This is a genomic window from Amycolatopsis sp. M39 (assembly GCF_001651785.1).
Classification (GTDB): Bacteria; Actinomycetota; Actinomycetes; order Mycobacteriales; family Pseudonocardiaceae; genus Amycolatopsis; species Amycolatopsis rubida.
In genome coordinates, this window is the sequence record NZ_LWSF01000001.1 from 464,892 (window position 1) to 488,581 (window position 23,690).

The 23,690-nt window shown below is 69.9% G+C and carries 17 protein-coding genes and 1 pseudogene; 5 read left to right on the forward strand and 13 right to left on the reverse strand.

Features of this window, described 5'->3' with window-relative positions; translation table 11 throughout:
* Positions 1-6 precede the first annotated feature (6 nt).
* The 4 genes from A4R44_RS02275 to A4R44_RS02290 form a co-directional block, all read right to left on the reverse strand.
* The gene (locus A4R44_RS02275) at positions 7-1,311 is read right to left on the reverse strand and encodes a S8 family serine peptidase (protein ID WP_232791466.1); all 1,305 of its coding nucleotides are present in this window, start codon (positions 1,309-1,311) and stop codon (positions 7-9) included.
* Positions 1,312-1,468: 157 nt separating this feature from the next.
* Complete coding sequence (locus A4R44_RS02280) at positions 1,469-3,040, reverse strand: ATP-dependent DNA ligase (RefSeq protein ID WP_067575902.1); 1,572 nt, start codon at positions 3,038-3,040, stop codon at positions 1,469-1,471.
* Between the two features lie 69 nt (positions 3,041-3,109).
* On the reverse strand, positions 3,110-4,789 hold the full coding sequence (locus A4R44_RS02285) for a PstS family phosphate ABC transporter substrate-binding protein (RefSeq protein ID WP_067575904.1): 1,680 nt from the start codon (positions 4,787-4,789) through the stop codon (positions 3,110-3,112).
* A 91-nt stretch (positions 4,790-4,880) separates the two neighbouring features.
* Positions 4,881-6,242, reverse strand: coding sequence for a PLP-dependent aminotransferase family protein (locus A4R44_RS02290; RefSeq protein WP_067575906.1), 1,362 nt, complete (start codon positions 6,240-6,242; stop codon positions 4,881-4,883).
* A gap of 88 nt (positions 6,243-6,330) precedes the next feature.
* On the opposite strand from A4R44_RS02290, the gene A4R44_RS02295 reads away from it, so the two are divergent.
* Positions 6,331-7,230, forward strand: a complete 900-nt coding sequence (locus A4R44_RS02295) for a DMT family transporter (protein WP_232791467.1) — start codon at positions 6,331-6,333, stop codon at positions 7,228-7,230.
* Between the two features lie 3 nt (positions 7,231-7,233).
* Here the strand turns inward: A4R44_RS02295 and A4R44_RS02300 are convergent, their stop codons facing one another.
* Positions 7,234-8,631 (reverse strand): class II fumarate hydratase, encoded by a 1,398-nt coding sequence (locus A4R44_RS02300; protein ID WP_067575908.1) that lies wholly within the window; start codon positions 8,629-8,631, stop codon positions 7,234-7,236.
* Positions 8,632-8,742: 111 nt separating this feature from the next.
* On the opposite strand from A4R44_RS02300, the gene A4R44_RS02305 reads away from it, so the two are divergent.
* Complete coding sequence (locus A4R44_RS02305) at positions 8,743-9,714, forward strand: NAD(P)/FAD-dependent oxidoreductase (RefSeq protein ID WP_067575911.1); 972 nt, start codon at positions 8,743-8,745, stop codon at positions 9,712-9,714.
* Position 9,715: 1 nt separating this feature from the next.
* On the opposite strand, the gene A4R44_RS02310 is transcribed toward A4R44_RS02305, so the two are convergent.
* From A4R44_RS02310 to A4R44_RS02335, 6 genes and pseudogenes are all read right to left on the reverse strand, one after another.
* On the reverse strand, positions 9,716-10,468 hold the full coding sequence (locus A4R44_RS02310; protein ID WP_067575913.1) for a trypsin-like serine protease: 753 nt from the start codon (positions 10,466-10,468) through the stop codon (positions 9,716-9,718).
* 19 nt (positions 10,469-10,487) lie between these two features.
* On the reverse strand, positions 10,488-11,546 hold the full coding sequence (glpX, locus tag A4R44_RS02315; RefSeq protein ID WP_067576551.1) for a class II fructose-bisphosphatase: 1,059 nt from the start codon (positions 11,544-11,546) through the stop codon (positions 10,488-10,490).
* A gap of 89 nt (positions 11,547-11,635) precedes the next feature.
* Complete coding sequence (locus A4R44_RS02320) at positions 11,636-11,857, reverse strand: exodeoxyribonuclease VII small subunit (protein ID WP_067575915.1); 222 nt, start codon at positions 11,855-11,857, stop codon at positions 11,636-11,638.
* Positions 11,854-12,319: pseudogene (locus tag A4R44_RS49870) on the reverse strand (hypothetical protein). Before A4R44_RS49870 ends, A4R44_RS02320 begins: the two are co-directional and overlap by 4 nt.
* Positions 12,319-13,584: an exodeoxyribonuclease VII large subunit gene (gene xseA / locus A4R44_RS02330; RefSeq protein WP_067575919.1), complete on the reverse strand. Its 1,266-nt coding sequence runs from the start codon at positions 13,582-13,584 to the stop codon at positions 12,319-12,321. The pseudogene A4R44_RS49870 and the gene xseA overlap by 1 nt, the downstream one beginning before the upstream one ends.
* A complete protein-coding gene (locus A4R44_RS02335; RefSeq protein WP_067575921.1) occupies positions 13,581-14,201 on the reverse strand; it encodes a lipid droplet-associated protein in 621 nt (206 codons plus the stop codon). Before A4R44_RS02335 ends, xseA begins: the two co-directional genes overlap by 4 nt.
* Before the next feature lie 150 nt (positions 14,202-14,351).
* On the opposite strand from A4R44_RS02335, the gene A4R44_RS02340 reads away from it, so the two are divergent.
* On the forward strand, positions 14,352-15,362 hold the full coding sequence (locus A4R44_RS02340) for a 4-hydroxy-3-methylbut-2-enyl diphosphate reductase (RefSeq protein ID WP_067575923.1): 1,011 nt from the start codon (positions 14,352-14,354) through the stop codon (positions 15,360-15,362).
* Between the two features lie 352 nt (positions 15,363-15,714).
* Here the strand turns inward: A4R44_RS02340 and A4R44_RS02345 are convergent, their stop codons facing one another.
* Together A4R44_RS02345 and rmuC are read right to left on the reverse strand one after the other, a co-directional pair.
* A complete protein-coding gene (locus tag A4R44_RS02345) occupies positions 15,715-16,620 on the reverse strand; it encodes a DUF6542 domain-containing protein (RefSeq protein WP_067575925.1) in 906 nt (301 codons plus the stop codon).
* A 1,326-nt stretch (positions 16,621-17,946) separates the two neighbouring features.
* Positions 17,947-18,861 (reverse strand): DNA recombination protein RmuC, encoded by a 915-nt coding sequence (gene rmuC, locus A4R44_RS02350; protein WP_095213157.1) that lies wholly within the window; start codon positions 18,859-18,861, stop codon positions 17,947-17,949.
* Positions 18,862-19,090: 229 nt separating this feature from the next.
* Between rmuC and A4R44_RS02355 the strand changes: the two genes are divergently transcribed.
* The gene (locus A4R44_RS02355) at positions 19,091-20,245 is read left to right on the forward strand and encodes an exonuclease SbcCD subunit D (RefSeq protein WP_067576558.1); all 1,155 of its coding nucleotides are present in this window, start codon (positions 19,091-19,093) and stop codon (positions 20,243-20,245) included.
* Complete coding sequence (locus tag A4R44_RS02360; RefSeq protein WP_067575927.1) at positions 20,242-23,205, forward strand: AAA family ATPase; 2,964 nt, start codon at positions 20,242-20,244, stop codon at positions 23,203-23,205. Before A4R44_RS02355 ends, A4R44_RS02360 begins: the two co-directional genes overlap by 4 nt.
* Positions 23,206-23,690: the final 485 nt, after the last annotated feature.

Consider the following 23,690-nt stretch of genomic DNA (forward strand, 5'->3'; position numbering starts at 1 on the left):
ACCGCATCACCGCACCGCCTTCACCAGCGCCGGCACGAAGACCGACGCGTCGATCGTGCCCCAGCCGCTCGCGATGTCGTAGCCCGGACCGGCCTTGAAGCCTTCGACGTCGAACTGGCTGTTGTCGCCCTTGGTGACGTCGACGATCCCGGCCGCGGTGCCCTTCGGGCCCAGCTTCGAGTACAGCGCCGGGTTGATCTGGCCCAGCCGCCCGTGCTTGGCCTGCACTGCCAACGCCAGCACCCCGGCGAACAACGGTGCCGACTGCGACGTGCCCTGGACGCCTTCCATGCTGATGTCCGGATACGCCCGCATCGTGCTGCCGGTGATCTTCTTGACGTGGTTCTGCCAGGACGGCCGCGCGTACGCCTTCGACAGGCCCGCACCTTCGCTGAACCCGTTGTCGGCCGCGTTGACCAGGTCGTCCGGCTGGGTGCGGACGCCGTTCGCGTCCAGGTGCAGCTGGGTACCGCCGAGCGCGGTGACGTTCGGGTCGCTGGCAGGCCAGCTCGCCACGCGGTACGGATACCTGCCGGGGCCTTGCAGATACGCCCCGGTCGGGCCGTCGTCACCCGACGAGGCCACCAGCGTGACGCCCGCCTTGCTCGCCCGCTCCAGCGCCGGGTCGAGGGTCTTGATCGACTCGAACGACGGGAAGTTCTCCTCGGTGGTGCCGAAGCTCATCGAGACCACGTCGGCGATCCGGTGCTCGGTCAGGTAGTCGACGGCGTGCATCATTTCCGGCAGACCGGCGAAGCCCTGCGTCTCGGCGACCGGGGTGGCCGCGACGACGATCTTCGCGCCCGGAGCCATCGCGTGCATCATCGTGACGTCGAGATCGGTTTCCCCGCCCCATGACTGGCAGGCGGCGGTGTCCACCCCGGGATCGGTGCACGCGGGCACCGCACCGGACGGCTGCAGCACCTCGACGTTCGCCGGTGGCAAACCGTGCTGCCGGGAGTACTCGTCCAGCACCTGCTTGACCTTGTCGTCGCCGAACGACACCAGCGTGGCCACGGTGGACCCGGCTCCGGTGATGCCCTGGTTCCACAGCTTCGTCGCGTTGTACGCGCCGCTTTCCTTCGGCAGCTTGGCCATCGCCGCGTTGAGCCGCGCCACCCGCTCGCGCACCGTCGTCGCGCCGACGAACGACTGCGCGGCAGCCGAGAAGTGGTGTCGTGACGGCTGTGGCGGTGGGGCTGGCGCGGCACTGGCCGGTGCCGCCACCACGGTGGCGGCGAGCGCCACGCCCGCCAGCAGGGTCATCGGCCGCCCGGCTCGCCGGACGGCTGATTTCACCCGGAACGTCATGCTTTTCTCCTATCGACGCAGGCCAGTGCTCCCACTCTCGGGCACGCGGCCACGGGTGCGACATCGACTTTCGTCGGGCGTTTTCCTGAGCACAACGGGAAAAACTGCCCGATGTCCGTAATGTGCCCACTCATCCGGAGGGCAGGCGCGGCGAACCTCATCCGGACGCCTCCTCCGCACCGGGCCGCTCGGCCTGGCCGGAGTCCAGCGCCGGACGGCTGCCGCGCAGCAACCCCCGGACGGTGTCGATGGTGTCGGCCTCGCCGGGCTCCTTGTCCGGCCGGTACCGCACCACCCGCGCGAACCGCAGCGCCAGCCCGCCCGGATACCGCGTGCTGACCTGCGCCCCGTCCAGTTCGATCTCGACCACCGTCTCCGGTCGCACATGGACGGTCCACCGGTCGCGGTGCGTCTCGATCTCCTGGAACCGCTCGGTCTGCCAGGCCAGCAGTTCGTCGGTGAGGCCCTTGAACGTCTTGCCCACCATGATCGGCGGCCCGCCGTCCGGATCGCGCGCGCCGAGGTGCAGGTTCGACAGTTTCCCGGTGCGCCGCCCATGCCCCCATTCCGCCGCCAGCACCACCAGATCGATGGTGTGCACTGGTTTCACCTTCAGCCACGCGCGCCCGCGCCGTCCGGCCGCGTATACCGAATCGAGATCCTTCACCATCACGCCCTCGTGCCCGGCGTCCATCGCCGCGTCGAGCACCGCCGCCGGCGATTCCGGCCGGACCGAGCCGGGGATCACGTGCTCGCCCGCCACCCGGCGCAGCGCCTCGTTGCGTTCGGACAACGGCGCGTCGAGCAGATCGACCCCGTCCAGATGAAGGCAGTCGAAGAAGTACGGCCGCAGCAGCAACGCCCGCACCTGTTCGTCCCGCGTGCTGCCGAACCGGCTCATCGTTTCCTGGAACGGCCTCGGCCGCCCCTCGTCGGTGAGCGCGAGGGTTTCGCCGTCCAGCACCACCGATTCGCACGGCAGCGCCCGCACCAGTTCGACCAATTCGCCTACGCTGCCGGTGATTTCCCGCAGCGTGCGCGTGTACACGCGCACTTCCGAACCCTGCCGGTGCACCTGGATCCGTGCACCGTCCATTTTGTACTCGACGATCGCGTTGCCGTGCTCGGTCACGGCTTCCTCCAGCGATTCCGCAGGCGAGGCGAGCATCGGCCGCACCGGACGGCCCAGTTCCAGCCCGAATTCCGCGAGCGCCGCCGCGCCCCCGGTCAGCGCCGCCTGCCCGGTGACCGGCAGCCGTCCGGACAGCATGAACGCGCGCCGCACCTGGTCGATGCCCACCTCGGCCGCCGCCGCGACCGCGTCGACCATCACGCCTTCCAGCGCGCCCTGCCGCAGCTCTCCGGTGACGAGCCGGAACACGAACTCCTGCTCGGCACGGGTCAGCCGGGCGAACAAAGCGGTGAGCACCTCCGCCCGTCGCTTCACCGACCCCGCGCCCGCCGCGGCCGCGACTTCCGTGAGCGCGACGTCGACCTCCGCCACGGAGACGGCAGGCGCGGCCGCGGGTTCGACGGCGAGATCGGCGAGCGTGCGCCAGCCGGCACCGAGCCGGTCCTGTGCGGTCTGCCCGGTGAGATACGCGATCACCGCGGGCAGTTCGCCGGGTTCGGCCGCGCGCAGCACGGTGGCCAGCACGGCGATCTTCGTTTTCCGTGACCGCGTGGCCGCCAGTTCGGCGGAGGCGGTGACGAGGTCGGTGAACAACACCCGGCCATCATCGCCCCCGCCACCGACAAAAACTCCCGCCCCAGCCTCGACCGGGTGAAAAAGAGCTGGTCAGGCATCCGGACGAGTGCAGTACTGGTCCAGCAGCCCCTGTTTCGTCACACACGGCGTGTACCCTGCGTCCTGCAGTTCCGCCCGCGCCGTGCTGCTGCGCAGGTAGTCGATGAACTGTTTCAGCAGCGAATCGTTCTCCGGCACGCCCTTGGTGTAGAGATACTCGACCGTCCAGAAGCGATAGCCGGCGTCGACGCTGGTCACGTCGGGGTAGCGGTCGTCGAGCTTTGCCATCGCGAGCCGGCCGTGCGCCGCGGCGATCTTGGCCGCGGGCACGTCCGCGTAGCCGATGGCGCCGGGGGTGTCGCCGACGGCGCGCAGCAGTTCGTCGGTCTTGCCGCGTTCGCAGCGCACCACTGTGGCGTGCGGGTCGCGGGTCGGCGTCCGGCAGTCGTCCGACGACAGTCCCGGCTCGGCCGCGCCCAGCACTTTCTCCTCGAACGTCTTGCGCGTACCCGATTCCTGCCCGCGCCCGACGACCCGGACCGGGATCGACGGGCCCTCGCGCAGTTGTGCCCAGTTGGTGTACTTCCCGCTGAAGATCTCGCGCACCTGCTCGCCGCTCAGCCGGTCGACGCCGACGGTCTTGTTTACTACCAAGCTGTACACGAGCACTGCGACCGGTTGCGGGACCAGATCCGGCCCTGCGTCGGAAGCCTTGCCGTCGGAAAGCACTGCCATGCTGTCTTTTTGTTCGGCGGGCAACGGCCCCAGTTCGCGCACCGCGGACACGCTTCCGTCCGCTTGGGTCGTGATCGTCGCGTCAGGACACCGCTTCTGGTACTCGGTTGCGACGCTGGTCATGATCGGCGCGAACGCGCTGGATCCGTGCACTGCGAGGGATCCGTTGCCGCAGCCGGGTTCGGACCCGCGCGACACGGCGACGAGGAGCATGCTCAGCAACGCCCCGGTCAGCAGCACTCCGATCGCTCCCGTGACCACCGGCCACGACAGCCACCGCTGTTTGCGTTCGTCTTTGATCCGCCCGCCGCTGAGCCTTCCGATGACGTCCAGTTCCTTCGACAACGGCCCGCCGCGCCAGCTGTCCGGCTCGCGCAGCACGACGACGAGTTTGAACTTTTCCCGTCGTTTCAGCGAAAGCTGTTCGAGGCGGACGCCGTGCCATTGCGGTGCCGCGGCGGCCGGTGCGTCGGATTGCCGCAGCAGCGCGGTGAGCCGCTGCGGCAGCAACGCTCGCACGCCGGACAGTCGCGCGGTTCCGGTTTCCGGCGTAGGCTGATCATGAGTAAAGAATTCGAGTCCGTTCCGGACCACTTCACGCAAGCCGTCCTTGGCGTCGGACACGCGCGCGTCCCACACCACCCGTCTGCCAAAGGTGAACTGCAGCGGGTGTTCCCAGTCGTCGGGGCCGATGTCGAAGCTGCCGGTGTTGCGGATGCGGATCACGACCACGCTGAGCGGTTCCAGCAGTTGCACGGTCCGCACGAGTTCCGGATCCGCTTGTACCGCACCGTTGTCCGAGTCGCTGAGCGTGACCGGGTTGAGGCCGATTTTGGAGTTGTAGAGCTCCCGGTAGATCACCCGCCTGCGGCGGATTACGTAGCGGTCGATGATCGGGGCGAGGATGGTCGCGCCCGCGACGACGGCGATGGGCACGATGCCGCGGCTGGACGTGAGCACGTCGGCGAGTGTTCGCACTATTTCCCCGAAGCTCACGGTCGCCTCCCCCTTGCCCGCTCCCGAGGAGAACAACCCTAAGCGTCAGCCGGGGGACCCCTCCCTGGTGCACCAGGTGTTCACCAGCGGTTCAACCGGCCGACGCGATCCGCTCGACGGCGGCGCGGAGCCGGTCCGGCGGGAGCGCGGCGTACCCGAGCACGAGACCCGGATATCCGGCTGAAGCATGGGAATAAGTCGACAAAGCCGGAGCGTGCACGCCTGCCGTGGCGAGTTTTTCCTGCAGCCGTAGGTCATCGATGCCGTCCGGGAGCCGGACGACCAGGTGCAGTCCGGCGGCGATCCCGACCGGCTGCCACTGCGGAAGACGTTGGGTCAGGGCTTCGATAAGCGCGTCGCGACGAGCGCGGTACAGCCGTCGAGTGCGGCGCAGATGCCGGTCGTAACCGCCGGTGGCGATCAGCTGCGCGAGCGCGGCTTGCGGGAGCGGCGGGCAGCCGAGGTCATGCATTTCCTTGACCCGGGCCACGGCGTCGCGCAATCGTCTCGGGGGAATCAGCCAGCCGATCCGCAGCGCTGGTGCGAGTACTTTGCTGACGCTGCCGATGTAGGCGACGTGATCCGGTGCGAGCGCACGCATCGCGCCCAGCGCGGGCCGGTCGTAGCGATGCTCGGCGTCGTAGTCGTCTTCCAGGATGAGCCCGCCGGTTTCCGCCGCCCAGGAAAGCAGTTGCCGACGGCGTTCCGGATGCAACGCGACGCCGAGCGGGAACTGGTGTGCGGCGGTCACCAACACGACGGAACAGTCTGAAGTGGACAGTGCGTCGACGTTGATGCCCTTGTCGTCGACCGGGATTCCGGCCGGAGCGAGTCCGTGCTCGCGAAGCAGGTTCGCTTGGCCGTGGTGGCTCGGGTCTTCGACGGCGATGCGCTGGTCCGGCAAGGCGTCGGCCAGCAACGACAACGCTTCCGCGGCTCCGCTGGTGATCACGATGTCGTCCGGGTTCGTCGGCAACGCCCGGACGCGCCCGAGGTAGGCGGCCAGTTCCGCCCGCAACGCCGGATGGCCGGTCGGATCGGGGTAGCCGAGACCTAGGTCGGGCGTCGCGTTCAGGGCTTCTCGTTCGGCGGCAAGCCATTCGGCCCGGGGGAACGCCGACAACGCGGGCAGTCCGGGGCGCAGGTCGAACTCCCAGGTCGGCGTTTTCGCTGCACTGACCCGAGGATTCGGCGCAGGACCGTCGACCGGCGCGACGCGAGTGCCCGACCCGTGCTTGCTCAGCAGGTAACCCTCAGCGGTGAGCTGCTCGTACAACGCGGTGACGGTGCCGCGCGCGACCCCGAGCTGGCGCGCGAGATCGCGGCTCGATGGCAGCCGAGTGCCGGCTGCCAGCCGTCCGGTGCGGATCGCGTCGCGCAACGCGACCTCGACGGCGCGGCCCCGGTGTCCTCCGGTGGCGGCGGGCAGGAGCAGTTCGCGGATGGTTTCCACGACCTCGACAATACGGCGAAGTGGTCCAGTTGGGCCAGGGTTGAGTGGTCCTTCTGGATAGACCACTCTCGGCTGAAGACTGAGCGGCGTGAAACGGTTGATGGTGCTTTCAGGGGTGGCCGGTGCGGTGCTGGTCGGCGGATCGGTGCCGGTCACCGGCATGCTGGACGGATATCCGGTGATCACCGGGCAGGCGTTGCGGTACGCGCTGGGCGGCCTTCTGCTGCTGGGCTGGGCGAAGGTCACGCGCAGTCCGCTGCCGCGGCCGAAACTGGGCGATCTGCCAACCCTGCTCGGGCTCGCCGCGGCCGGGATGATCGGGTTCCAGGCCTGTCTGCTGCTGGCGCAGCGCTACGCGGAGCCCAGTGCGGTAGCGGCGTTTCTCGGGGCCAGCCCGCTCGTGCTCGCGGTGCTCGCGCCGATGCTCGACGGTCGCCGTCCGTCCGCCGCTCCGGTCGCCGGATCGGTACTGGCCGGGCTCGGCATCGTGGTGCTGTCCGGCGGCGGATCCGCTTCCGCGCCAGGGCTGTTGCTGGCTGCGCTGGCGATGTTGTGCGAGGCGTCGTTCACCCTGCTCGCGGTGGGATTGCTGCGGCGGCTCGGGCCGTTGGCCACCTCGACGTGGGGCTGTTTCACCGCTGCGGCAAGCGGTTCCGTGGTCGGGACGGTGGTCGATCCGGGCGGGGCCTGGCGGTGGCCGAACGCACGCGAACTCGTCGCGTTGCTGGTGCTGGCCGTCGTGGTGACCGCAGTGGCTTTTGTGCTCTGGTACAGCTGCGTCGTCGAGTTGGGCGCGGACCGGGCGGGCGTGTTGATCGGGCTGATGCCGGTGTCCGGACTGGCTGTCGCGGTATTGATCGGCGCGCAACAGTTCGAGCTCAAGGATCTGGCTGGGGTCACCCTGGTCGCCGCGGGAGTCGCATGTGGACTGTGGAAACGCGAAGCGGCTCGCCCGGAAATGTCCGAACGAGCCGCTACGCTCGGTTGAGCGCTACTTGCCGCCGCGCGCCATCCGCAGCACGTCGAGCGCCTCGTCCAGCTGCGCTTCGGTGAGCTTGCCGTCGCGGACGTACCCGCGCTCCAGCACGACCTCGCGGATCGTCTTGAGTTCCTTGAGCGCCTGCTTCGCCACCGCGGCCGCTTCCTCGTAGCCGATGTACTTGTTGAGCGGCGTGACGATCGACGGCGAGCCTTCGGCGTACTGCCGCGCGCGCTCGACGTTCGCGGTGACCCCGGCGAATACCTTGTCCGCCAGCAGTCGCGAGACGGCGGCGAGCAGCCGCGCCGATTCGAGCACGTTGCGCGCGATGACCGGCAGGTTCACGTTGAGCTGGAAGTTGCCCGCCGCGCCGGCGAACGCGACCGCCGCGTCGTTGCCGACGACCTGCGCGACGACCTGCAGCGTCGCCTCCGGGATGACCGGGTTGACCTTGCCCGGCATGATCGACGAACCCGGCTGCAGGTCCGGCAAAGCCAGCTCGGCCAAGCCGGTGCGCGGGCCGGAACCCAGCCAGCGCAGGTCGTTCGCGATCTTGTTCAGCGACACCGCGACCGTGCGCAGGTGCCCGGACGTCTCGACCACGCTGTCCTGCGTCGCCTGCGCCTCGAAGTGGTTGCGTGCCTCGGTGAGCGGCAACCCGGTGAGCTGCGCCAGTTCGGCCGAGACCGCCGCGCCGAAGCCGTCGGGCGCGTTCAGGCCGGAGCCGACCGCGGTGCCGCCGATCGGCAGTTCGCCCAGCCGTGACAGGCCGGACTGCAGCCGCTCGATGCCGAACCGGATCTGCGCGGCCCACGCGCCCGCCTCCTGGCCGAGCGTGATCGGCACGGCGTCCATCAGGTGCGTGCGGCCGGACTTGACGACGTCCTGCCACTCCTCGGCGCGCGCCTCGATCGCGCCGGCGAGGTGCTCCAGCGCGGGGACGACGTCGGTGAGAACGGCTTCGGTGGCGGCGACGTGGATCGTCGTCGGGAAGGTGTCGTTGGACGACTGCGACGCGTTGACGTGGTCGTTCGGGTGCACGTCGCGGCCGAGCGCGCGAGTGGCCAGCGTCGCGATGACCTCGTTCGCGTTCATGTTGGACGACGTGCCCGAGCCGGTCTGGAAGACGTCGATCGGGAAGTGCTCGTCGTGGCGGCCCTCGGCGACCTCGTCGGCGGCCTTCGCGATCGCGTCGGCGACGTCGGCGTCCAGGACGCCGAGGCGCGCGTTCACGCGGGCGGCGGCGGCCTTCAACAGGCCCAGCGCGCGGATCTGGGCGCGCTCGAGACCGCGGCCGGAGATGGGGAAGTTCTCGACGGCACGCTGCGTCTGCGCGCGGTAGAGCGCGTCGACCGGGACGCGGACCTCACCCATCGTGTCGTGTTCGATCCGGTATTCCTGTTCAGCCATACCCCGATTCTGGCCCCGATTTCGGTTTACGGCTGGGTGTTGTCGCCCACCTCGGTAAGCTCGGCTGTGTTCTCGATCACCGCCACCCACCACTGGCATGGAGCGAGCCTCATGGATTACGACCTCGTCGTCATCGGAGCCGGTCCCACCGGCCTCTTCGCCGCCTACTACGCGGGATTCCGCGGCCTGTCGATGGCTGTCGTCGATTCGCTGCCCGAACCGGGCGGCCAGGTCACCGCGATGTATCCGGAGAAGATGATCTACGACGTCGGCGGGTTCGCCGCGGTCCGCGGCCGGGATCTCGTGCAGGGCCTGGTGGACCAGGCCGCCCCGTGGAAGCCGGACTACCTGCTCGGCCGCAAGGCGGAGAAGCTGGAGAGCGTCGAGGGCGGTCTCGAACTGACTCTCGACGGCGGCGACGTGCTGCGCGCGGGCGCGGTACTGATCACCGCGGGCATCGGCGAGTTCACGCCCCGTCCGCTGCCCGCCGGAGACGGCTGGCTCGGTCGCGGGATGGTCCATTTCGTCCCGGCACTCGCGGCCCACGCGGGCCAGCACGTCGTCGTGGTCGGCGGCGGGGATTCGGCCTTCGACTGGTGCCTGGCGCTGCATCCGGTCGCGGCGAGCGTGACGCTCGTGCACCGTCGCGCGAGGTTCCGGGCCGCGGAATCGATCGTGCGGCAGGTGCGGGAGCTGGGCGTGCGGTTGGTCACGGACGCCGAGGTGGCCCGTTTTGTCGAAGCCCCGGACGGTTCCCTGGCGGCGGTCGACGTGACGGTAACGGGCGGTGCGGACGAACAGCTGCGCGCGGACGCTGTGGTCGCGGCGTTGGGCTTTACCGCGGATCTGGGGCCGATCGAAAGCTGGGGGCTGGAAATCGATCACCGCGCGATTTCGGTGGATTCGACGATGGCGACGGCGCGGCCGCGCGTTTACGCGGCCGGGGATGTGGCGGCGTATCCGGGGAAGGTGAAGCTGATCGCGACTGGGTTCGGCGAGGCGGCCACGGCGGTGAACAACATCGCGGTGGCGTTGAATCCCGAGGCGCATTTGTTCCCGGGGCATTCGAGCAACGTCGAGTGAATCAGCCGGTTTTCTCCGCCAGCCAAGGCTGATACGCCACCGCCGAGGTCGCGATCGACGGAGCCGATCCGCACGTCGACGAGCGGTTGCCCGGGCGGCTGACCATCCCGGCCAGCACCCACCGGTCGCCGTCGCGGATCAGTTCCGGGCCGCCGGAATCGCCGTAGCACGAACCGGATCCGCCGGGGCTTTCCGTGCACAGCTCGGAGGTTCCGTCGAACGCCGCCGTGCATTTCGCGCCCGCCACCAGGTGTGTGTCGAGCTGGCGCAACGTCTTCGACACCGGGCCGCAATTGGGCGTCGCGCACGTCTGGCCCCAGCCGATCACCCGGACGCCCGTGCCCGGCGACGCCGAACCGCCGATCGCGATCGGCGCGGCCTTCACCGGTGCGGTCAGCCGGATCAGGCCGACGTCGCCGGTTTGCGTTTCAGCGTTGAAATGCGGGTGCAGCACGAATTCCGCCGCTTTCGGAGTTTCGCCGCCCGCTTCCGCGTCGTTGCTGCCGACGCGCAACCCGATCGTCGCCGGGTCCTTCGCGGACAGGCAGTGCGCCGCGGTGACCACCCAGGTCGGCGTGATCAGCGAGCCGCCGCAGAACAGCGCGCCGCCCGAGGTGTGCAGGGACACCGCGAACGGGTACGGCTGGTCCGCGTCGGTCCCGCCGACGATGGACGGCCCGGCCACCGCGCTGCCCGCGCTGAGCACGACTCCGGCGAGGACAGTCAGCACCAGTGCGAACAGCCGTTTCGACACCGGGAAACTCCTTGGCAGATCAGGGAAGCGGAGGCACCGCGCGCTCGTCCTCGTCGAGGTCGAGGTTGCCGTCGAAGTTGACGGACGAGTACGCCCGCAGCTTCTCGAGCCGGTGGTAGCCGTCGATCATTCTGACCGTCCCGGACTTGGACCGCATGACGATCGACTGCGTCGTCGCGCCGCCCGCCCGGTAGTGGACGCCGCGCAGCAGGTCGCCGTCGGTGACACCGGTCGCGCAGAAGAACACGTTGTCGCCGGTGACCAGGTCGTCGTTCAGCAGGATCCGGTCGAGGTCGTGGCCCGCGGCGAGCGCCTTCTCGCGCTCCGCGTCGTCCTTCGGCCACAGCCTGCCCTGCAGTTCGCCGCCGAGGCACTTCATCGCGCACGCGGCGATGATGCCCTCGGGCGTGCCGCCGATCCCGAGCAGCATGTCGACGCCGGTGGTCGGCCGGGCCGCGGCGATCGCGCCGGCGACGTCGCCGTCCGAAATGAACCGGATCCGGGCACCCGCCTCGCGGACCTCCTTGATCAGCTGCTCGTGCCGCGGCCGGTCGAGGATGCAGACCGTCACGTCGCTGACGCTGGAGTTCTTCGCCTTCGCCACGCGCCGGATGTTCTCCGCGACCGGGGCGGAGATGTCCACCTTGCCCGCCGCGTCCGGGCCGACGGCCAGCTTCTCCATGTAGAACACCGCGGACGGGTCGAACATCGCGCCGCGTTCGGCGACGGCGAGCACGGCCAGCGCGTTCGGCATGCCCTTCGCCATGAGCGTGGTGCCGTCGACCGGGTCGACCGCGACGTCGCAGTCCGGGCCGTCGCCGTTGCCGACCTCTTCGCCGTTGAACAGCATCGGCGCTTCGTCTTTCTCGCCCTCGCCGATGACGACGACGCCGCGCATCGAGACGGTGGAGACGAGCTGGCGCATCGCGTCGACGGCAGCCCCGTCGCCGCCGATCTTGTCGCCGCGGCCGACCCAGCGGCCGGCCGCCATCGCGGCTGCCTCGGTCACCCGCACCAGTTCCATGGCGAGGTTGCGGTCAGGCGCTTCGCGTCGGCTGCGGTCACTGGCGGTGGTCATGGTGGCCTCCCGGAACACGGTTCGTCAGCGGGTGCCCAGTCTGTCAGATCCCGGAACCACCTGACCGATTCAGCCACGCATGGTGCACGTCACTCTGCGTCGTCGGTCTCCACCGAGGCCAGCGCGGCCTCGATCCGCTCGCGGGCGCCTTCCAGATGCCGTTCGCACACCTTGGCGAGCCGCTCGCCCTTCTCCCAGAGCTCAAGAGACTGCTCCAGGGAAAGCCCGCCGGCCTCCAGCTCCTTCACGACCTCGACGAGCTGGTCGCGGGCTTGCTCGTAACCGAGTCCGGCGGTGTCTGCTTCGCTCACGTTCTCCGACCTTGTGGTGCACGGGGCTGTCGGCGCAGACTACCGCGCTCGGCCGACATTCCCCGGGAACCGGGTCTGGCCCGCTGTGGGCAGGCGACCACCGCGCTGGCCATCGCGTGGTCATATCCGACGAACGCCAGCGCGAACTCCTGCCCGTCACCGTCGGCGATGGCGTCCTCGAGGTTCTCCTGCGCGCTCGCCACGCGTCGCCGATGCCCGGTCCCCTCGGCGAACCACCACCGGACGCCGACGTGCTCGGACGTCGCCTCGGACAGCCGCCTGAGCTGCGGTGCCAGCCCGCGCCGGGCCGCAGTGCCGCAGCCGGCGAGCAGCGCTGTCCAGCATTCGTCGGCCGCGCGGTCGGTGACCAGGGCCTGCCGCAGGAGAAGACCGGCATCGAGCCGGGCGNAGCCGGGCGGCGGCGTCCACCGTGAGCGGGAGGAACGCCGGGGCCCGGTGCATCACGGCCGGTCTCCTTCCGGTACGGGTGTCGTCGGCTCGACGGACTCGGCCACCGCGTGGACCGCTCCGTCGGCGACCCGTACGCGCAGCTGCGCTCCGTCCTCGACCTGGGAGACGGAGCGGAGCACGTGGAGGTTGCCTGCGGAATCCGTGAACTGGACGACGGCGTATCCGCGCTCCATCGTGGCCGCGGGGCCGAGCGCGGCCAGCTTGCCTCGCGCGTTCGCGACTTCCGCCTGATCCTTGGCGAGCAGGCTGAGCATCGCGCGACGGCCGCGTTCGCGGTGCATCTCGATATCGCTGAGGCGGCGTTCGATCGGACCCAGCGGATCGGCCAGCGACGGACGGCTGCGCAGCTGGGTCAGCAGCCGCGTCTCCCGGTCGACCCAGCCGTGCAGCGCGCGCCGGCCGCGGTCGCGCATCTGCCGCACCCGCGCGGTTTCCTCGCGGACGTCCGGCACGATGCGCTTGCTCGCGTCGGTCGGAGTGGAGCAGCGCAGGTCGGCGACGTGGTCGAGCAGCGGGGTGTCCGGTTCGTGCCCGATCGCGCTGACGATCGGCGTGCCCGCGGCCGCGACCGCCCGGCACAGCGCTTCGTCGGAGAACGGCAGCAGATCCTCGACGCTGCCGCCGCCGCGGGCGATGACGATCACGTCGACGTCCGGGTCTTTGTCCAATATGGACAGTGCGCGGAGGATCTGCGGCACCGCCTGCGAACCCTGCACGGCGGTGTTCAGCACCTTGAACAACACGTGCGGCCAGCGCGCCTGCGCGTTCGCCAGCACGTCCCGCTCAGCCGCTGACGCGCGTCCGGTGATCAGCCCGATTCCCTTGGGCAGAAAGGGAATCGGGCGCTTCCGCTCGCGGGCGAACATTCCCTCGGCAGCCAGTAATTTGCGCAGCCGTTCAATCCGCGCGAGCAGTTCGCCGATGCCGACTGCGCGAATCTGGTCCGCGCGCAGACTCAGCGTGCCGCGGCCGAAAAAGAACGACGGCTTGGCGTGGATGACCACTCGGTCGCCTTCGCGCAGCGGCGTCGGCAGCTCGCGCACCAGCCACATCGGACAGGTGACGGACATCGAGACGTCCGCGGACGGGTCGCGCAGGGTCAGGAACGCGGTTTGCGTGCCGGGCCGCGCGTTCATCTGCGTGACCTGGCCTTCGACCCAGACGTCGCCGAGCCGGTGGACCCAGTCGCCGATCTTGCGCGCGACAGTGCGGACCGGCCACGGGTTCTCCGCGCTGGTGGCGGGGTCGTTGCTCACTGGCCTTCCGCGGGGTCGCCCGGCTGTTCCTCGGCCTTGCGCGCATTGCCGATCCGCCGCGCGAGCATGCCGACGAACGACGCGCGGTCGGCGTTGGCCTTCTCGTACTCCAGCAGCTCTTCCAGCTGGGGCACGGTCAGCCGACGCAGCCGAGCGCGCAGCTGCGGCAGGGTCAGCTCGTCGTAATTGCCCAGCCCGGCCGGGCCGGAGCTGTCGTTCTCGCCCTCGGAGTGCTCCTCGGCGAGCGCGCGGGTCTCCTCGACCCACGGATCGTCGATGGTGTCCGGCGGCTGCGCCCGGTGGCCGTTGGTGCGCGGTTCGGGCAGGTCGTCGACCGGCACGAGCGTGGGCCGGGACGGAGTGAACTCGGGTTCGGCGTCCTCGTCGAACGTGGCCCAGCTGGGCGTGTCCTCGACCGGGCGCAGCATCGACAGCGCGTCGTCGCCCTTGATGGCCAGCTCGGTGACCTGCTGCTGGACGCGCATGGACAGCTGCAGCACCTGGCTCACGACGGTGACCGGCAGGCCGGTGAGCTGCTTCGGGAGCTCACGAACCCGCTCGGCGGTGGTGACGGCGAGGCCCGCGGCGACCCGGAGGGGGAGCGGGAGTGGCTTCATGGGTCCAGCGTGCCGTATCAGGGCTGTTCTGCCCAACCGAACGGGTGGCCTGGGGCGCCGGACGTGACGCCCGGCACAGCCTGAATGGCCGCCGCCATCATCCGAACGAGGACTTCAACCCCGGATCGGCACTGCCCGTACCCTGGAGGCATGACTTCTGCGAGTCCCGGAACCGAACCCGCCGGTACCCCGACGATCTCCCGGTCCGGCGCCGCCAAACGCGTGCTGCTCGCGAAGCCGCGCGGGTATTGCGCCGGCGTTGATCGCGCGGTCGTCGCCGTCGAGAAGGCGCTTGAGCTGTACGGGCCGCCGGTGTACGTGCGCAAGGAAATCGTGCACAACCGGCACGTCGTCGATACCCTGCGCGAACGCGGCGTGATTTTCGTCGACGAGACCTCCGAGGTGCCCGAGGGCGCGCTCGTGGTGTTCTCCGCGCACGGCGTCTCGCCGGCGGTGCACGCCGAGGCCGCCGAGCGGAACCTGCGCACCATCGACGCGACCTGCCCGCTGGTCACCAAGGTCCACAAAGAGGTCAACCGTTTCGCCAAGGACGACTACGACATCCTCCTCATCGGCCACGAGGGCCACGAGGAGGTCGAGGGCACGGCGGGCGAAGCGCCGGACAAGGTGCAGCTGGTCGACAAGCCCGAGGACGTCGACAAGGTCGACGTGCGCGATCCGTCGAAGGTGATCTGGCTGTCGCAGACCACCCTGTCGGTGGACGAGACGATGGAACGCGTCGACCAGCTGCGCGATCGCTTCCCGACCTTGGCCGACCCGCCCAGCGACGACATTTGTTACGCCACCACCAACCGCCAGGTCGCGGTCAAGGCGATGGCCCCGGAATGCGATCTGGTGCTGGTCGTCGGCTCGAAGAACTCGTCGAACTCGAAGCGGCTGGTGGAGGTCGCGCTGAAGGCCGGCGCGTCGGCTTCGCACCTGATCGACTTCGCTTCGGAGATCGACGAGGCCTGGCTGGAAGGCGTTTCGACGGTCGGGGTCACGTCCGGGGCCTCGGTGCCGGACGTGCTGGTGATGGACCTGCTGAAGTGGCTGGCCGAGCGCGGGTACGGGCAGGTGGACGAGGTGACCACGGCGAACGAGAAGATCGCGTTCGCGTTGCCGAAGGAGCTTCGGAAGGCTGTGAAGTCGGAGTCCTGAGGGTTTTTTCTCTTACCTTGCCGCGGGCTTTCGTTAGGTGCTGCGGTATTGGGCCGGGGAAGTCCGGTCGGGTGCTTTTGGCGCGCGCCTGCAAAGCTTGTACCGCAGTCGTGAGAGCTGATGCGCGCTCGACGGGAGAGCTTCCGGAATGCTTGGGCCGCTGAGCTGTGCGGTAATTCGTGCTGAGCCACGACCCGGGACGAGAGAATCCCTTTAGCCGCAACGAAAAAGCCGCCGACCCCCAGCGCGGGGATCGGCGGCCTTTCTCGTTTGCCTTGTGCTGTCCGACTCCGGCGTGCCTCGCGTGCTCGCTCAGCCCTCGTCGCGTCGTCCAGTTTCCTGCGCTACTCGGTCAGCCCTCGTCTTCCCAAGGACGTTGACGGCGGGGCGGTTCCCGGCGAGGCGGACGCGGACGCCCAGGCGGCGGCTCGTCCCCACGCGGCCGACGACGCGGCGGCGGTGCGTCACCCCGCGGATCACGACGGCGCGGATCGCCCTCCGGCGGCCGGGGACGACGCCCCTCCGGCGGCGGCTTGCGACCACCGCGCGGAGCGTTCGGGTCCATCGGCTCACGCCGCGGCCGGGCACCCGGCTCGCCAGGCGGACGCGGCCGTCGCGGCGGAGGAGCGTCGAGATCCCGATCCCGCGGCGGACGGCGACGGTTGCCCGGAGGCGGCGTCTGGCCGGACTGCCCGGCGCGACCGGCAGGCGGCCGCGAGCGCGGACGGCTGGCGGCTTTGTCGTCGTCCTCGTCCCGAGTGCGCGGAACCTTGCCGTCCTTGATCTTGACCGGCGCGTCCGGGTCGCGTTCGCGGTAGATCCGGAAGAAGCCGAACAGCAGAGTGACGCCAGTGGTGACCGCCATCGTCGGGAAGCCCTTGATCAGCGGCGTCCCGATGTTGAGCAGCTTCGACAGGGTGTCGCTCGCTTCCGGACCCCCGCCGGTCAGCAGTACTACGCCAGGCACGGTGACGGCGAGCACCAGCGGCGGCTGCACCATCGGACCGAACAGCCCGCGTCTTTGCACGGCACCGACCGCGATCACGGCCCCGAGGAAGTAGCCCGCCTTGAAAACAAAACCGAGGCTGCCGGTGGACTTCTCGTCGATGATGGCGCCGAGCACTGCCAAGCCGAAGCCCACGAGCACAGCCGCCCACCAGGGCAGGCCGCGCCTCGTGCCGACGACGAGACGCTCGTCCCACGGCACGGGGGCGTCATCGGCATCAGGATCGCTCTGGCGATCGCGTATCGCGGTCACGAGGCACACCGTAGCCCGTACTTGTCACGATCTTGTTGGCACTGCCGAGGACAGCACGAAGCGGCCACTCGACCGCATGACATTTAGTTCGGTCGAGCGGTACCCGCGGTACGGCCTGCCCGTACCGCTCCGCCGGACGGGGAACCGGTGGACCAGACCTCTGACCAGCGGTGATACCGGCGGTATGGCCTAGCTGCCCGTTTCCCGGCCCTGCGCTGACCCCAGGCTATGCCACGAGCCGACGACGGCGACGGCGGCGCCACCGGTCCTGTTCCGGAACATTCGCCGTTCTGGAACTTGACCGGGAATTGACGTTCCCGTGAGGCACCTGAGCGTCCAGATCCTGCCCGCGCGACGTCGGAACCATGCCCTTTCGCTCGCCCCGCCGCAGTGTCCAACCTGGACTTCGCTGTTCGTTCCGGGCAATCCAGACCGTGGTGCGCGCCTGCCGCGCCTCCACGCTCAGCCGCAAGCCGCCAGCTGTCGCGGATGGCCGGCCATGACCGCTTGGGCCGTGTGACGGTCTCGGCTGCCGACGCATGATCCGGAGGCCCCCGGCCCACCGCTCACCGGGAGGGCGCTCAACTCACCTTGGACGCCTACCTCGCCACCGCGATGCGCTACCGCCCACGGCGACTCCCGAGGGAGCTCTCGCGCTCTGCGTGCGAAGAGCGCCAGGGCGCCCGAGCCGGACCGAGCTAGGACGCTCAGCCGCTCCCGCGCCCAGGCTCACTCCCGCCGGACGATGCCAACCCAGATCGCGCCGCCGAGACTCGCAGTGCCGGATCGCACCGCCAGGGCCCACACCGCCAGATCGCAGTGCCGTGGCGGGGCTCCGGCGGAACGCACCGCTGATGCCCAGGTCCGCCCGGCCGCCGTGCCCTGGCTTGCTCCCGACGCCCACGTCACCGGGGCTGGCTTGCTCCGCCGCGACGAGCCGCCGAGGCCAATGCCGCCAGACCGTGCTGCTGCGGCTTCCGCCGCTAGACCGCGCTGCAGGGTCCGGCTCGTCGGAACGTGCCTGCTCGCGACCGCGCCACCGGATCCGTGCCCCGGCCGCATTTCGGCGAACTGTTTCGCCACGTGCGCGCCCGCCAAGTCCGCACGGCCGTCGTGCCATTGGGCCGGGCAACCGAAACCTCGCCCTCCCCAACAGCACGGCCAGGCTTCAAGCGCGCTCCACGCGCGAGAGCATCAGCCCACGCCCCGCGAACCCAATGCCGTCATCCTGACGCCAGCAAGCCACGCCGCCGAACCCGTCCCGCAAGACGAGATCGTCGATCGTCCGATCGCGACTGTCGAGCCCGCGGCCATCGCGCCGCGACCTCAACCAGCTGCCACCTCGTCTCCCTTCCGAAGCTGCGGTACCGGCGCCGGACTGCCCGACGCGTCGGTGAGCGGCGCGACCGACGCACGGAACGACTCCAGCGCCTCGAGTTCCCGGCGGCGGGCCGAGACGAAGCGCTGCAGGTGCGTAGAGGACAGATTCAGCGCCTCCACCGCATTGCCGGCGGCTCGGTGCGCGGCGGCGGCACCCGCGCGCACTTGCTCGACGTCCTCGACGAGCGCCCGGTCGCTGGCGGCGAACAGCGCTGCGGACGCGAGCACCCCGAATCCCGTGGGGCCGCACAGGAAGACGCGGCGGTCGATCAGCCAGCGCAGCAGTTCGGGATCGGTGTCGAGCGCGGCGACCACGGCCGCGTCGGACGGGACGAACATGATGGTGCCGTAAATCGCGTCCGCCCAGCGCTGGTAGCCCTTGCCCGCCAGCTCCGCCGCGCGGGAGCGCAGCTGCCGGACGTGGACGCGCAGCGCGTCGAGCCGTTCTTCCGGATCGTCGGTCTCGACCGCCTCCGCCCAGATGGCCATGCTTGCCTTCGCGTCGACCGGCACCGCCCGGCCGCCGCCGACGTTCAGCACCAGGTCGGGTTTCGCGCTTCCACCGCCGCCCAAATCGGTCTGCAGGGTGAAGTGCAGTCCCTCCCGCAGTCCGAGTGCGCGCGCGGTCTCCACGAGCACCTGTTCGCCGAGTTCGCCGCGGCCGTGAATCGACGCGAACGCCACCTCGTACCGGCGCAGCGCGAGCTGCTGCTGGTCGCCTTTCGCGCGCTCCGTGGCCACGAGCCGCGCGGCCGCGTCGGCGCGGCGCATTCCGTCGTTGTACAGCCGCCACAGCGCGACAACCGCGACGCACAGGAGCAGCGCGAGCACGACGGCCGCGGTGGTGATCACCGTCTCCACCCGGTCCTCCTCTCCGTCGGGTCCGGCGGGTGTCCGGACGCGAGACATCATGGCGGACCCCACCGACAAAAACCGGCACCCGCGGTCGCGCTGCGTAGCTGACCTGCGACTTTCCAGATTCGAGGCTGGGCGTGTCCGCAGTGGACCTGATCGGCTTCGTACACACGTTCGAGTGGGGCATCGGCGTGCCTCCGGGATTTCGTCGGGGTCTGCTCCTAACGTGGTCGCCGTGAGAGTCCTCCATACGTCTGACTGGCACATCGGCCGCACGTTCCACGGCGCCGATCTGCTCACCGAACAGGAGGCCGCCCTCACGCACATCGCCGAACTCGTCGACCGCGAGTCGGTCGACGTCGTGGTGGTGGCCGGTGACATCTACGACCGAGCGGTGCCGTCCGCCGAAGCCGTCCGCGTCGCCACGGCCGCAATGACCCGCATCCGCCGGGCCGGCGCGGAACTCGTGGTCACGCCTGGCAACCACGATTCGGCCGCGCGGCTGGGCGCGTTCGCCGAGTTCGCGGCGGCGGGCGGGCTGCACGTCCGCGCGACAGTCGAAGGCATCGCGGAACCCGTTGTGCTGCACGACGAACACGGCGCGGTCGCGTTCTACGGCATCCCGTATCTCGAACCCGAGCCGTCGCGGCACGCGCTGGGCGTGCCGGAGGCGCGCGGCCACACCGGTGTGCTCGGCGAGGCGATGCGGCGGGTGCGGGACGACCTGGCCAGTCGTCCGGGGGCTCGATCCGTAGTGCTGGCACACGCTTTCGTCACCGGCGGCGAGGCCAGCGAATCAGAACGCACCATCGCGGTGGGCGGAGTCGAGCAGGTTCCCGGCTCGGTGTTCGACGGCGTGGACTACGTCGCGCTCGGGCACTTGCACGGACCGCAGACGCTCGCGGAACGCCTCCGGTACTCCGGGAGTCCGCTGGCGTACTCGTTCTCCGAAGCGCGGCAACGGAAATCGGTGTGGTTCGTGGATCTCGACGCGACCGGTCTGGCCGAGGTCCGCCGGCATGAGCTGCCGGTGCCGCGTCCGCTCGCGACGCTCTCCGGCGAGCTCGCCGCTTTGCTCGAAGACCCGGAACACGAGCAATGGCGCGAGCATTTCCTCTCGATCACGGTCACCGATCGAGTGCGCCCGATCGACGCGATGCGGTTGCTGCAGGACCGTTTTCCCTATGCGGTGCACATGGATTGGCGGCCCGACGGCGGGGTCGCCGGCACCGAACTGAAGTACGCCGAGGCGGTGCGCGGGCGCAGCGACATCGAGATCGCGCGCAGCTTCCTCGACGATTGCCGTGGCGCTCCGCCGAGCGAACGCGAGGAGCGGCTCGTGCACCTGGCGCTCGAAGCAGCGAACCGGGCGGCGGTGGAGAAGCTGTGAGACTGCATCTGCTGGAGGTAGAAGCCTTCGGCCCTTACGCGGGGCGGGAGGTGGTGGACTTCGACGCCCTTGGCACCGACGGTCTCTTCCTTCTCCACGGCGACACCGGAGCGGGCAAAACCACGCTGCTCGACGCGATCGCGTTCGCGTTGTTCGGCGTGGTGCCGGGCGCGCGCGGCGACGTCAAGCGGTTGAGGTGCGATCTCGCCGAACCGGATCGGCAGACCGAGGTCGTGCTGGAGCTGACCGTGCAGGGCCAGCGGTTGCGGATCGTGCGCAGCCCGGAGTACCAGCGGCCGAAGAAACGCGGCGACGGATTCACCACGCAGCAGGCCCGGGTTTCGCTGACCTGGGTAGGCGAACCGCCCGCCGGGCTGCCGCCGGACGGGAGCATCCGCATCGACGAGGTGGCGCGCACCGTCGAGCGGCTGCTGGGCATGACGGCACCGCAGTTCTTCCAGGTTGTGCTGCTGCCGCAAGGAGAATTCGCGAAGTTTCTCCGCAGCGACACCACCGAGCGCGAGAAGCTGCTGGAACGGCTTTTCGGCACCGAGCGGTTCTCCGACGTCGAACGCTGGTTCGCGGACCTTCGCGCGGAACGCGGCCGTGCGCTGGAAAAGCGGCAGCAGGAGGTCCGCGAGCTGCTCGCCCGCTACGCCCAGGAAGCGCAGCAGGAACCGCCGGAGGAAGGGCGGCCGGAGTGGGTCGAGGCTGTGCTGGCCGAGATCGCTGTCCAGGCCGAGGCGGCGGAAACCGAGGCAGGGCAAGCACGTTCGGCGGCGAAGTCCGCTGAGGTCGCGCTGCGCGAGGCGGAAGAGGACGCGGAAAAGATCCGCCGGGTCCGCACCGCGCACACCCGGCTGGCGCAGATCGCCGAGCAGGCGACCGAACGTGCTGAGTGGACGGAAGAAATCGCAGCGGCTCGGCGTGCTGCCGCGGTGGTTCCCGAGGCTGAGTTGATGGACCGGCGTACGGCCGAACTCGGCGATGCGCAGGTGCTGGTGGCCGATCGGATCCGAGATCTCGCCGACCTCGGCTTCGACGCGGTCGGGCTCGCGGTCGCGGACCTGCGCGAGCGCGCGGGCTCCGTTCGCGAGGAGGCGGGCGCTCTCGCCGAGTTGGCCGCGGAAGCCAACCAGCAGAAGAGCGACGAACAACGCCGCGCGGAGCGGCAGAAAGCCGCGGAGAAAGCCGCCGAGCAAGTTGCTGGGCTCGCCGAGCGGTTGGCCGAGCTGCCCGGTCGGATTGCCGCTGCGCGTGCTGAAGCGACGGTAGCCGGAGAAGCGGCGGCGAAGCTGGACGGTGCGAAATCTCGCGTCGAAGAGCTGATGGTGCTCACTCGTGCAGCCGAGGAGTTGCCACCAGCTGAGGCCAGAGTCGAGCGTGGTGAAGCGAAACTGCGCGAAGTGGTCGACGAGCACCAGACGGCTCGGCAACGTCGGCTCGATCTCCGCGAGCGGCGTCTCGACGGGATGGCAGCAGAGCTGGCTGCTGGCTTGGCCGAGGGAGCGGCGTGCCCGGTGTGCGGGTCGGCCGAACATCCGGCACCGGCGAACCATGACGCGCCATTGGTGGACGCGGCCGAAGAACGTGCTGCGGAAGAAGCCGAGCAGAAGGCGTCCGCGTTGCGCCAGCGAGTGGTGTCCGCGCTGGAAGAGGCCAAGGCACGGGCTGTCTCCCTGCGCGAACGGTTGGACGGGCGTACTGCGGAGGAGATCGCGACCGCGCTGACTGAAGCCCGGACGCACGTCGCCGAACTCTCCGAGAAGGCGCAGCGCAAGGACCAGCTGAACACGAAGGTCACTGAACTGGAGCGCGGTGCCGAGCAGTTGGCCGAACAGCGTCGCCTCGCCGAGCAGACGGTTACCGAGGCGAACGGCGAGATCCGCGCGTTGGACGAGCGGATGGCCGAGCGCGAGCAGCGGCTGGTCGCGGGCCGAGGAGAGTTCCCGGACGTTCCCGCCCGGCGGCAGCACCTGCTCACGTTCGCCGGCGCGCTCGACCTGGCGGCGGAGGCGCACACGGCGGTGTCCGGGGCGGAGGCCCGGCTTGCGGAGCAACGGGATCTGGTGGAAATCTCGTTGCATGCCAAGGGTTTCTCGACTCTGGTGGAAATGCGCGCCGCCGTCCGGACCGAAGAGCAGATCACGAAGCTCGAACAGGGCCTCGCCGAGGCGGAAGCGACCGCCGCCGGTGCGCGGGAGATGCTCGCGCAACCGGAACTGTTCGGGATCTCGCCGGACGACGCGGTGGACGTCGCGCCGCTGGCCGAGCAAGCGAAGGAGACGCGGGCTCGCGCGGATACCGCTTTCGCCGCGCAGCAAGCGGTTTCGGCGCAGCACCGCGAACTGGTGAAGCTGGCCGGGCGGTTGAGCAAGGCACTGTCGGAGCTGGTGCCGTTGGAGGAGGAACACGCCGAACTCCGGGCGTTGTCCGAAGTGGTCAATGGACGAGGGCAGAACGCGCGGAAGATGTCGCTGCGCTCGTATGTCCTGGCTGCCCGGCTGGAAGAGGTCGCGCTCGCGGCGACCGCACGACTGCGGACCATGAGCCAGGGCCGCTATTCGTTCGTGCACTCGGACGCGGCCGGCGCGCGCGGCACTAGGGGCGGCCTCGGCCTCGACGTGCTGGACGACTACTCCGGCGCGGTGCGCCCAGCGAAAACGCTGTCGGGCGGCGAGTCGTTCCTCGCGTCGCTGTCGCTGGCGCTGGGTCTGGCCGATGTGGTGGCAGGCGAAACCGGCGGCGCGCTGCTCGACACCCTCTTCGTGGACGAGGGTTTCGGCACCCTGGACGCCGAAACGCTGGACGTGGTGATGAACATCCTCGACGAACTCCGCGCTGGCGGCCGCGTGGTGGGCCTGGTGTCGCACGTCGAGGAACTCCGCCAGCGCATCCCCACGCGGCTGCGGGTGCGGAAGTCCCGCACCGGGTCGAGAGTGGAGCTGCAGATGGCTTGACGAGAGCAGGATGAGCCTGCGCCGGACGGCGGTTGGCTCCTGCACCGAGTTGCCGCTGGGCTGGCCGCGTGGCCGGATGGCTGAGCAGCCGATGACTGGGGCGCGCGGCGGCCAAACGGTTGGTGCGGCTGGATGGCGGGGCTGGCTTGTGACCGGGTAGCCGGACGTTTCGGCTGGAAGCGGGCTGGGCTGGAAACGGACTGAGCTGGAAGCGGGCAAGCCGGAAGCTGGTGTCAAGGTGCTGGCTGGCCGCGGAGCGTCGACCGCGAAGCATGTTGCGTGGCCACAGCCGCAAAGCCGCTGGTGCTGTGCGGCTGGTGTGGTGAGGGAAGCGCGACAGTCACGTCGTGATGCTCGCAGTTCGCCTAGCCGGGTGTCGCTGGCTGGTGAGCGGGGCTGAACACTGCGGCGGGCGGCCGTTGCGGTGGCGGGCCGAGTGCTGCGGCGGGACGCTGCTGAAGCGGCGGGCTCAGCCCGGTCACTTC

Excerpts from the sequence above, each read along its gene's own strand:
- A4R44_RS02275 (WP_232791466.1), bottom strand. The coding sequence starts at position 1,311 with ATGACGTTCCGGGTGAAATCAGCCGTCCGGCGAGCCGGGCGGCCGATG.
- A4R44_RS02300 (WP_067575908.1), bottom strand. The coding sequence starts at position 8,631 with ATGGCTGAACAGGAATACCGGATCGAACACGACACGATGGGTGAGGTC.
- A4R44_RS02305 (WP_067575911.1), top strand. The coding sequence starts at position 8,743 with ATGGATTACGACCTCGTCGTCATCGGAGCCGGTCCCACCGGCCTCTTC.
- glpX (WP_067576551.1), bottom strand. The coding sequence starts at position 11,546 with ATGACCACCGCCAGTGACCGCAGCCGACGCGAAGCGCCTGACCGCAAC.
- A4R44_RS02335 (WP_067575921.1), bottom strand. The coding sequence starts at position 14,201 with ATGAAGCCACTCCCGCTCCCCCTCCGGGTCGCCGCGGGCCTCGCCGTC.
- A4R44_RS02340 (WP_067575923.1), top strand. The coding sequence starts at position 14,352 with ATGACTTCTGCGAGTCCCGGAACCGAACCCGCCGGTACCCCGACGATC.